The sequence below is a fragment of the Falsiroseomonas oryzae genome (genome assembly GCF_027856955.1).
In the GTDB taxonomy this organism is placed as follows: Bacteria; Pseudomonadota; Alphaproteobacteria; order Acetobacterales; family Acetobacteraceae; genus Falsiroseomonas; species Falsiroseomonas oryzae.
On record NZ_JAPSMD010000209.1, the window covers coordinates 1 to 9,314 of the forward strand.

General features: G+C 72.3%; 10 protein-coding genes. 2 read left to right on the top strand and 8 right to left on the bottom strand.

The window, feature by feature from the left end:
* Positions 1 to 108: 108 nt before the first annotated feature.
* From OZN99_RS18475 to OZN99_RS18500, 6 genes are read right to left on the bottom strand one after another with little or no spacing between them, the layout of a single operon-like run.
* The gene (locus OZN99_RS18475) at positions 109 to 609 is read right to left on the bottom strand and encodes a GAF domain-containing protein (protein ID WP_270936740.1); all 501 of its coding nucleotides are present in this window, start codon (positions 607 to 609) and stop codon (positions 109 to 111) included.
* A complete protein-coding gene (locus tag OZN99_RS18480) occupies positions 606 to 1,508 on the bottom strand; it encodes a branched-chain amino acid ABC transporter permease (protein ID WP_270936741.1) in 903 nt (300 codons plus the stop codon). Before OZN99_RS18480 ends, OZN99_RS18475 begins: the two co-directional genes overlap by 4 nt.
* Positions 1,508 to 2,380: a branched-chain amino acid ABC transporter permease gene (locus OZN99_RS18485; protein WP_270936742.1), complete on the bottom strand. Its 873-nt coding sequence runs from the start codon at positions 2,378 to 2,380 to the stop codon at positions 1,508 to 1,510. Before OZN99_RS18485 ends, OZN99_RS18480 begins: the two co-directional genes overlap by 1 nt.
* Positions 2,377 to 3,582: an ABC transporter substrate-binding protein gene (locus tag OZN99_RS18490; protein WP_270936743.1), complete on the bottom strand. Its 1,206-nt coding sequence runs from the start codon at positions 3,580 to 3,582 to the stop codon at positions 2,377 to 2,379. The genes OZN99_RS18485 and OZN99_RS18490 overlap by 4 nt, the downstream gene beginning before the upstream one ends.
* A 38-nt stretch (positions 3,583 to 3,620) precedes the next feature.
* On the bottom strand, positions 3,621 to 4,334 hold the full coding sequence (locus OZN99_RS18495; protein WP_270936744.1) for an ABC transporter ATP-binding protein: 714 nt from the start codon (positions 4,332 to 4,334) through the stop codon (positions 3,621 to 3,623).
* On the bottom strand, positions 4,331 to 5,104 hold the full coding sequence (locus OZN99_RS18500) for an ABC transporter ATP-binding protein (protein ID WP_270936745.1): 774 nt from the start codon (positions 5,102 to 5,104) through the stop codon (positions 4,331 to 4,333). The genes OZN99_RS18495 and OZN99_RS18500 overlap by 4 nt, the downstream gene beginning before the upstream one ends.
* Positions 5,105 to 5,221: 117 nt before the next feature.
* On the opposite strand from OZN99_RS18500, the gene OZN99_RS18505 reads away from it, so the two are divergent.
* Positions 5,222 to 5,605, top strand: coding sequence for a c-type cytochrome (locus tag OZN99_RS18505; protein ID WP_270936746.1), 384 nt, complete (start codon positions 5,222 to 5,224; stop codon positions 5,603 to 5,605).
* A gap of 60 nt (positions 5,606 to 5,665) precedes the next feature.
* Here the strand turns inward: OZN99_RS18505 and OZN99_RS18510 are convergent, their stop codons facing one another.
* Together OZN99_RS18510 and OZN99_RS18515 are read right to left on the bottom strand one after the other, a co-directional pair.
* On the bottom strand, positions 5,666 to 6,991 hold the full coding sequence (locus OZN99_RS18510) for an aspartate aminotransferase family protein (RefSeq protein WP_270936747.1): 1,326 nt from the start codon (positions 6,989 to 6,991) through the stop codon (positions 5,666 to 5,668).
* A 16-nt stretch (positions 6,992 to 7,007) separates the two neighbouring features.
* Positions 7,008 to 7,850 carry a hypothetical protein gene (locus OZN99_RS18515; RefSeq protein WP_270936748.1) on the bottom strand — a complete coding sequence of 281 codons (843 nt, stop codon included), beginning with the start codon at positions 7,848 to 7,850 and terminating at the stop codon, positions 7,008 to 7,010.
* A gap of 150 nt (positions 7,851 to 8,000) precedes the next feature.
* On the opposite strand from OZN99_RS18515, the gene OZN99_RS18520 reads away from it, so the two are divergent.
* Positions 8,001 to 9,188, top strand: a complete 1,188-nt coding sequence (locus tag OZN99_RS18520; protein WP_270936749.1) for a CoA transferase — start codon at positions 8,001 to 8,003, stop codon at positions 9,186 to 9,188.
* Positions 9,189 to 9,314 lie beyond the last annotated feature (126 nt).

Consider the following 9,314-nt stretch of genomic DNA (forward strand, 5'->3'; position numbering starts at 1 on the left):
CGCCGCACCGCCGCCCCGGCTCGGCGAGCACACGGAGGAGGTGCTGCGGGCCTGGCTGGGCGACGCCGCGGCCGCGCATCTCGCGGCGCTGCGGCCGGGCGCGGGCGGCTAGCCCTCCGCGATCACCTGCATCAGCCCCGGCGCAGCGATCGCGGCGAAGACCTGCGCGGCGGCGATGTCGGCCTCGGTGTACCAGTTCGCATGGTGCAGCAGGTTGATGGTGCCGAGGCTGCTGCCGTTCCAGCGGACCGGGATGTTCAGCACGCTCTCGCAGCCCAGGCTGCGGATCAGCTCGTGGTCGAAGAAGACGTCCCTGATGTCCTCGTAGGTGCGGCCGATGTAGCATTCGCCGGCGCCTAGCACGCGCTGGAACCAGTGCGTCTGGTTGATCGGCTTGCGCCCGCCGACCGGATACTCCTTCGGCATGTTGGAATAGTAGCGCTGGCTCTCGTTCGCGCCGGGATGCACCACCAGCACGGTGAACAGCCGGTGGCCGATGGCGCGGCCCATGGCGCTGTCGAGCGCGGCGAACAGCGTGCCGGGCTGGCCGGGCTCGCGCGCGGCGGCGGCCACGGCGGCGTAGTGCGGCGCGGGATCGTGACGGGTCATGGGCTCGCTCTCGTTCGGGTTCGCTCGGGGATCAGGCCCTGCGGGCGGAAACGCAGCAGCAGGATCAGCGAGAGGGCGATGATGCCCTCGCGCAGCGCCGCCTTCTGCACCGGCGTGACGCCCGGGATGGCGGCGGCCAGGAAGCGCGTGCCTTCCAGCAGCAGCAGCACCAGCAGCGCGCCCACGATCGCGCCGCGCATCGCGCCGACACCGCCCGCGGTCAGCGCCAGCACGATGTAGATGGTCAGCAGCGGCGCGAAGCCCTCGGGCGCGATGTAGGCGTTGTAGTGGGCGTAGAGCGCGCCGGCGAAGCCCACCACCGCGGCGCCCAGGCAGAAGGCGCGCACCTTGAACCACAGCACCGGCTTGCCGGCCACGGCGGCGACGTCCTCGTCTTCCCGCACGGCGCGCAGCACGCGGCCGAAGGGCGAGTGGGAGACCCGCGCCAGTGCGACGAAGGCGACCGCCACGGCGGCCCAGACGATGCCCAGGAAGATCAGGTTGAACTGCTGCGGCGTCACCGCGCCGCGCCAGGGGCCGGGGATGCCGCTGATGCCGTCCGTGCCGTTGGTCAGCCAGATCTCGTTGGAGGCGACGAGGCGGATCACCTCGGCGAAGCCGAGCGTGACGATGGCCAGGTAGTCGCCGCGCAGCCGCGCGACGATGACGGCCATCACCGCCCCCGCCGCCGCCGCCACCGCCGCGCCCGCCGCCCAGCCCAGCGGCATGGGCCAGAGCAGCTTCGTGGTCAGCAGCGCGGAGGCATAGGCGCCGAGGCCGAAGAACCCGACCAGGCCAAGATTCACCATCCCCGCCAGGCCCCAGATCACGTTCAGGCCGAGCGCCATCAGCGCATAGAGCCCGGCGAAGACCAGCATGGCGACGAGGTAGGCTTCCATCAGCCGCGCCGCCCCAGCAGCCCCTCGGGCCGGATCGTCAGCACCAGCAGGATGGCGAGGAAGGCGGTGACGGTGCGGTAGGCGGGTTCCAACACCACGCTGGCCATCTCCTCGCCGATGCCCACCACCATCGCGCCGAGCGCCGCGCCGGGAATGGAGCCGAGCCCGCCCACCACCGCCGCGGCGAAGACCGAGAGCACCACGCGGAAGCCGGTCAGCGGATCGATCGAGGTATCGAGCCCGATCAGCATGCCGCCGAAGCCCGCGAGCCCCGCGCCGATGAACACCGCGACGCGCGCGATGCGGTCGGGGTCCACGCCCTTGATGTCGGCCAGCTGCGGGTTGTCCGCCACCGCGCGCATGGCGCGGCCCAGCCGCGTGAAGGCGAGCAGGGCGAACAGCGCGGCCGCCGCGGCCAGCGCATAGGCGGTGTTCGACAGCTGCTGCGGGTTCACGCGGATGCCGTCGAAGCGCCAGTCGCGCAGCACCGGCAGGTCGTAGCCGCGCAGGCTGTTGCCGAAGAAGAAGCGCACGACGTTCTCGAGCAGGATGGTCAGCGCGACGGAGGCGATGGCGACCGTCAGCGCGCCGGAAGGACGCAGCGGCTTCAGTGCCGCCTCCTCCGCCAGCAGGCCCGCGGCACCGGCGACGAGGAAGGCGGCCACCAGCGCGAGGCCGGCCGGAAGGCCCCATTGCACATTGGCGATCCAGCCCGCGAAGGCGCCGACCGTCGCGTAGCCCGCCACCGCGAAGTTGGGATAGCGCAGCACGGCGAAGATGCAGTTGAAGCCGATGGCCGGCAGCATGAGCACGCTGCCCGCCATCACGCCGTTCACCAGGACCTGGACGAGGTCCCGCCAGTCCTGGATCAACGCAGTTCCATCAGCGCGAAGCGCCCGTTCTCCGCCCGCTCGTAGCGGAACTTGGTGCCGCGGATGTCGCCGCGCTCGTCGAAATCGACCGGGCCCGAGGCGCCCTCGTAGTTGATCGCCCGGCCGGCCGCCAGCGCGCGCAGGCCGTCCGTCACGTTGTCCACCTTCTCGCCATCGCCGCTGGCGATGCGGCGGACGGCGTCGCGGATGGCGACGCCCGTCGCATCCCCCGCCGCGGCCGCTGCCAGGATGGCCAGCGCGGCGTGGTCGTTGGTCTGCGCGGAATAGGGATCGACCTCCACATTGCCGAAGCGCGTCTGCAGGCGACGGAAGGCGCCGGATTCCACGTCCGGGCTCGGCTGCCAGGTGATGACCCCGTTGGTCACCTCGTTCGGCAGGGTCTGGAAGGTGTTCTGGTTCACCGCATAGGCCGGCGTGAAGCGGCGGCCGTCGAAGCCGGCGCGGAACAGCTCGCGCAGCAGGATCGTCACGTCGGGCAGGTAGCCGTTGAGGAACACCGTATCGACGCGCGCGCGCATGATCTGGTCCACCTCCGACCGGAAGGCGGTCTTGTCGCGCTCATAGACGACGTAGCCCGCGACCTGGCCGCCGGCCGCGCGGAACTTCTCCACCAGCACGTCCTGGCTGGACTGCGCGAACGGCGACTGCGCCGCCATGTGGAAGACGCGGCGCGAGCCCTGGCGCAGCAGGAAGTCGGCGCCCGTCGAGATCTGCAGGCGGCTGTTCGGCTGCGTGCGGAAGATGAAGCCCTGGTGCGGCAGCAGCGTGATGGAATCCGCGCCCGAGACGGTGAACAGCGGCAGCCGGTTCTCCCAGCAGAGCGGCGCGACGGCGGTGGTGACCGAGCTGGCCCAGGTGCCCATCAGCGCCGTCACGCGGTCCACGTCGATCAGCTTGCGCGCGCCGCGCACGCCGGCATCGGGGTTGGTCTGGTCGTCCTCCGCCACCACGCGGATCTGGCGACCACGGATACCTCCGGCGGCGTTCGCCTCCTCCACCACCTGCTGGATGGCGCGCAGCATGGCGGGGCCATAGGGCCCGCCGGCGCCGGTCAGCGGCGGCAGCGCGCCGAACACCACCGGATTGCCCTGGCCGAAGGCCTTCCCGCCGATGGCGAAGCTGGTCACGCCGCCTGCGGCGCCCAGCAGGGCCGCGCGGCGGCCGATCCTGGTCTGGGTCATGGTTGTCTCCCCGTCTCCCCTCGTCACTCTAGCCACGACTAGCCGCCCAGGAACAGGCGGCGAACCTCGGGATCGGCGGCCAGCGCCGCCGCCGGGCCGGTGCGCGCGACGCGGCCATCCACCAGCACGATGCCGTCCTCGGCGATGGAGAGCGCCTCCAGCGCGTTCTGCTCCACCATCAGGATCGCCGTCCCCTCGGCGTGGATCGCGGCGATGCTGTCGAACAGGAACTCCGCGGCCTTCGGGCTGAGCCCGGCGGAGGGCTCGTCCAGCAGCAGCAGCTTCGGCTCCACCATCAGCGCCATGGCCATCGCCAGGATCTGGCGCTGCCCGCCCGACAGGGTGCGGGCCGCGCGGCGGCGCTTCTCCGCCAGCACGGGGAAGCGGGCGTAGAGACTGTCGATGCGGGCGTTCACCCGGGCGCGCGGCTCCAGGTAGCCGCCCATCTCCAGGTTCTCGCGCACGGTGAGGGAGGCGAAGATGTTGGCCTCCTGCGGCACGAAGGCGACGCCGCGGGCGGCGATGCCGCGTGGCGGCAGGCCGGTCAGCGGCGCGCCCTCCAGCCGGATGGCACCGGCCTTGGGCTTGAGGATCCCGGCGATTGCCTTCAGCAGCGTGGACTTGCCCGCGCCGTTCGGCCCGACGATGGCCGCCATGCGCGCCGGCGCCAGCGCGACCGTGATGCCCTTCAGGATCTCGTCGGCCGCACCATAGCCGCCGACCAGCCCCTCGACCTCCAGCAGCGCCGTCACGCGTGCACCCGGCGGCCCATATAGGCTTCTTGCACGCGCGCATCGTCGGCGATGGCCGCGAAGCTGCCCTCGGCCAGCAGCCGGCCTTCCGCCATCACGATCACCGGATCGCAGAGCGAGGCGACGAAATCCATGTGGTGCTCCACCACCAGCACCGTCATGCCCTCGTCGCGCAGATGCGCGATGTGCTGCGCGATCTCCGCCGCCAGCGTCGGGTTCACGCCGGCCACCGGCTCGTCGAGCAGCAGCAGCTTCGGGTCCGCCATCAGCGCGCGGCCGATCTCCAGCAGCTTCTTCTGCCCGCCCGACAGCGCGGCCGCCTGGTTGTCCAGCACGCGCGTCAGGTTGAGCCGCGCGGCGATGGTGGCAGCACGGGCGCGCAGCGCCTCCTCCCGCCGGCGCGTCGCGGGGCCGGCCAGAAGCGCGGCAGCCACCGATTCGCCGGGCTGGGCCTGGCCATAGAGCAGCAGGTTCTCGAGCACCGTCAGGCGCGGGATGCCGCGGGCGATCTGGAAGCTGCGCACCAGCCCCGCGCGCGTCACGCGGTCCGGCCGCGCGCCGGTGATGTCGTGACCTTCGAAGACCACCTGCCCGCCATCCGGGCGGATGACACCGGAGATGCACTGGAAGGCCGTGGACTTCCCGGCGCCGTTGGGCCCTATCAGGGCCGTGACCGTGCCGCGCCGGACCGCGAGGTCCAGCCCGTCCAGCGCCACCACCCCGCCGAACCGCCGGCGCAGGCCGCGCACCTCCAGCAACGGGGCGGTCATGTTACGGAGGCTACACGTGCGCAGGGATCGCCGGAAGGCCCGCCCCCCTTGCGGACTCAGCGCGCGCCCACTCTTATGCGTCGCAAGCCGACACCGCCAAAGAGGAAGCCAGACCGCATGTCGCACCGCCTGCTGCTCGCCGCCGCCGCGGCGCTGACCCTTGGCGCGATCCCCGCCGCCCAGGCGCAGGACGCCGCCGCCGGCCAGCGCGTGTTCAACCAGTGCCGCGCCTGCCACACCATCGACGCCGGCGGCCGCAACGGCGTGGGCCCGAACCTGCACGGCGTGGTCGGGCGTCGCGCCGCCTCCATCGAGGGCTTCCGCTATTCCGCCAACATGCGCCAGCTGGCCGAGGGCGGGCTGACCTGGACCGATGAGAACCTGCATCGCTACCTGACGAACCCCAAGGACCTCGTGCCTCAGGGCTCGATGGCCTTCGCGGGCATCCGCAACGACCAGCAGCGCGCCGACCTGATCGCCTACCTGACGGCGCAGCGCTGAGCTGATTCGCGCTAGAGCAGGTTCACGCCGTCGGGCCGCTAGGCCCTCCGGCGTTCTGCTCTAGGCGGCCTGCAGCGCGCCGCGCAACAGCGGCGCGCGCAGCGCCAGCGCGTCCTCCACCGCATCGCGGAAGCCGTCCAGCTCCGCCTCGCCCAGCACGAGCGAGAGCGCGACCATGCCGCGCCGCGCGATGTAGAAGCCGCGCTCCAGCAGGTCGAGGAACAACAGCTCTTTCAGGGCCTGGTTGCCGGCGGCGACCTCCGTCGCATCGCGCGGCGGGGCCGGCGCGACATGGAAGGTCATCATGCTGCCTTGCCCGGTGAGTTGCACCGGCACGTCGTGCCGCGCCGCGATGGCCTGCAGCGCGCCGCGCAGCGCATCGCCTCGGGCATTCAGCGCCCGTGCGGCATCCGGCGTGTAGACCTCGCCGAGCGCCGCGATCCCGGCCGACATGGTCAGCGTGTTGTTGTTGAAGGTGCCGGCATGCGGCACGGCGTCCGGCCGGCGCGGATCGAACATCGCCATCAGCGCGGCGCGCCCGCCGAAGGCGCCGAAGGACATCCCGCCGCCGACGTATTTCCCGAGCGTCGTCAGGTCCGGCAGCACGCCCATGGCCTCCTGCAGGCCGCCGGGGGCAAGCCGGCTGGTCATCACCTCGTCGAAGACCAGCACGGCGCCCGTCTCGTCGGCCAGGGCGCGAAGCCCCTCCAGGAAGACTCGCTCCGCAGGGATGCAGCCGCCGCTGCCGAGCATCGGCTCCAGGATGATCGCCGCCAGGTCGCCGGCATTATCGCGGGCAAGGCGGCGCGCGGCGGCCAGGTCGTTGTAGCGCGCCAGCACCACGCGGTGCGGCACGTTGACCGCGGCGGGCCGGCCGCCCGGGAAGGTCAGCAGGCTGCCGTGGTAGCCGCCCTCGAAGGCCAGCACCGTGCGCCGCCCGGTGGCGATGGTGGCGCAGGCCAGCGCCATCAGGTTCGCCTCGGTGCCGGAATTGGTGAAGCGCACCTGCTCGATCGCGGGGAAGCGGTCGCAGACCAGCCGGGCGAAGCGCGCCTCGAAGGCGTTGTGGGCGGTAAGGTTCACGCCGCCATCCAGCGCGCGCAGCACCGCCGCACGGATCGCCGGGTGGGACGCGCCGAACAGCCCGGCGGTGTATTCGCCGGCCATGTTGACGTAGGTTAGGCCATCCGCGTCCTCGATCCGGCAGCCCTCGCCGCCTGTGGCCGTGAAGGGGAAGGGCCCGTGGAACAGCACGCTGCGGGTGTTGCCGCCCGGCATCACCTCGGCGGCGTCCAGGTGCCGCGCCAGGCTGTTCGGGCGTCGGCGCGCATAGCTCTCGCGCGCCTCCGCCAGGGCGTCGTCGAGCGTCGCGTTGCGGCCGTGCATGCGGCCCCCGTCCGGGTCAGGTGGCGAGGTAGAATACCTCGACCCCGCCCTGCGGGAAGGCCGCCGTCGGGCCGAGCACGCAGCGTCCGTCCAGGAACAGCAGGCGGTCGGGCCCGACGGCATAGTCCACGCCGGCCGGCGGCTCCGCATCGGGCGCGACCAGCGAGCCCTGCACGTGGGAGCCCTCCACCACCGGGATCCGCGCACGGTTGCGCGACCACATGGCGAACATCGCCCCGGGGCCTGCCGCGGCTTCCTGCTGCTCGGCCAGGCGACGCCAGTCGCGCGGGGCGCCAAGTGCCTCCCGGCGCACCTCCGCCTCCTCCATACGGTGCAGCAGCAGCAGCGTGCGCGCCGTCTCGATCGGGTCGAGCAGCTGCGGGTCACCGCGCTCCGGCCGCTCCTGCGGGACCACGAGCGATCGCTCATAGACGCCGAGCTGGCGGAAGAAGCGCAGGAAGTCGTAGTCCGACTGGCTCAGCCAGCCACGCGCGCGCATCCACTGCAGCGAGGAGAGGCTGGGCTGCTGCCGCGCCGCGCGCGCCGGCGAGGCCCCGGCGCCGGGCGGCATGATGCGGGCGCGCTTCTGGATCAGCACGACGTCGCTGCCCTCGAGCTTCAGGATGACGCGCGGCGCATCGGCGGGATTGGGGTAGGTCAGATCGAAGTTGAAGCCGGCCTGGCCGTCCCCGAGGCCGGCATCCTTGAGGTCCTGGCGGAACTCCTCGACCTTGCCGGCACCGATGCAGACATCGTCCAGGAAGGCCAGGATGGTCCGGCCCTTCACCGTGGCGTCGGGCGACCAGATCCAGCCATAGACGCGGTTGCGCGTCACGTTCTCGATGGCACCGCGAATCATGACTCAACTCCCCTGCTGCCGCACGACGTGCGGCGCCTCGCCGCGGCGAGCCCCCCGGCCTACTCTTACGCTCTGGTTGTGTGCACCGACAAGCCAGGCGCAGATGCACAGCAACGATGTTTCGGAGAAGCGCATGAAGTGGATCGCGGCATGACGGCACTGCTCGACGGGCTGCGCGTGGTGGAGGTGTCGGCCTTCGTTGCCGCGCCGATCGGCGGCATGACGCTGGCGCAGCTCGGTGCGGAGGTGATCCGCATCGATCCGCTGGGCGGCAACATCGACATCGGCCGCTGGCCGCTCGCGCCGTCGGGAACCAGCCTCTATTGGACCGGGCTGAACAAGGGGAAGCGCAGCGTCGCACTCGCGCTCGACAGGCCCGAGGGGCGGGAGATCGCCGCGGCGCTGATCGCGGAAGCCGGCATCCTGCTGACCAACCTGCCCGCCGCCGAGGGCTGGATGTCCTACGCCACGCTGTCGGCGAAGCGGCCCGACCTGATCATGCTGCGCCTGACCGGCACGCATGATGGCGGCAACGCGATCGACTACACCGTGAACGCCGCGGTCGGCTTCCCGACCGCGACCGGGGAGGACGAGCGGCCCGTGAACCACGTGCTGCCGGCCTGGGACATCGCCGCCGGCCTCTACCTCGCCACCGGGCTGCTCGGGGCGGAACGGCGACGCGCACGGACGGGCCGGGGCGGCGAAGTGACGCTGGCGCTGTCCGACGTGGCCTACGCCAGCGCCGCCAGTCTCGGCTATCTCGCCGACGTCCAGGTCAACGGCCATGTTCGGCCGCCGCTTGGCAACTGGCTCTACGGCGCCTTCGGGCGGGACTTCCCGACCCGCGACGGGCGGCGCGTGATGCTGGCCGCGATCTCCAACCGGCAGTGGCGGGCGATCGGAAAGGCCACGGGGCTTTCGGACAAACTCGCCCTGGCGGGCCAGGCGATGGGCGCAGACCTCGATGACGAGGGCGGCCGCTATGCGGCGCGGGAGGCGATCGGCGCCGTGCTCGCGCCCTGGTTCGCCGCCCGGACCCTGGCGGAGGTGCGCGCCGCGCTGGATGGCAGCGGCGTGCTGTGGGGGCCGTACCAGGATTTCGGACAAATGGCCCGGGAGGACCCGCGCTGCTCGGCGGCCAATCCCCTGTTCGCCGAGATCGACCAGCCGGGCGTCGGGCGGGTGCTCGCCCCGTCCTCGCCGCTGCAGCCGGCCCTGCCCCCGCGCCCTGCCCCGCGCCTGGGTGCCGACACGGATGCGGTGCTGGCAGAGGTGCTGGGCTTGCCGGCGGATCGCATCGGGGCCTATCGCGAGGCGGGCATCGTGCCGCGGGACTAGCTTCCTTGGACACCGGAGCATGACGGAACTGCTGAAGGACTGCCGCGCCGCGCTGGGCGCGGCGGAGGCGCTGCTGGCGGCCGGGCGCAGCGCGCTGTCCGGCGAGGTCGCGCCGGGCGGGAGGCT

Excerpts from the sequence above, each read along its gene's own strand:
- OZN99_RS18475 (WP_270936740.1), bottom strand. The coding sequence starts at position 609 with ATGACCCGTCACGATCCCGCGCCGCACTACGCCGCCGTGGCCGCCGCC.
- OZN99_RS18480 (WP_270936741.1), bottom strand. The coding sequence starts at position 1,508 with ATGGAAGCCTACCTCGTCGCCATGCTGGTCTTCGCCGGGCTCTATGCG.
- OZN99_RS18490 (WP_270936743.1), bottom strand. The coding sequence starts at position 3,582 with ATGACCCAGACCAGGATCGGCCGCCGCGCGGCCCTGCTGGGCGCCGCA.
- OZN99_RS18500 (WP_270936745.1), bottom strand. The coding sequence starts at position 5,104 with ATGACCGCCCCGTTGCTGGAGGTGCGCGGCCTGCGCCGGCGGTTCGGC.
- OZN99_RS18505 (WP_270936746.1), top strand. The coding sequence starts at position 5,222 with ATGTCGCACCGCCTGCTGCTCGCCGCCGCCGCGGCGCTGACCCTTGGC.
- OZN99_RS18510 (WP_270936747.1), bottom strand. The coding sequence starts at position 6,991 with ATGCACGGCCGCAACGCGACGCTCGACGACGCCCTGGCGGAGGCGCGC.
- OZN99_RS18515 (WP_270936748.1), bottom strand. The coding sequence starts at position 7,850 with ATGATTCGCGGTGCCATCGAGAACGTGACGCGCAACCGCGTCTATGGC.
- OZN99_RS18520 (WP_270936749.1), top strand. The coding sequence starts at position 8,001 with ATGACGGCACTGCTCGACGGGCTGCGCGTGGTGGAGGTGTCGGCCTTC.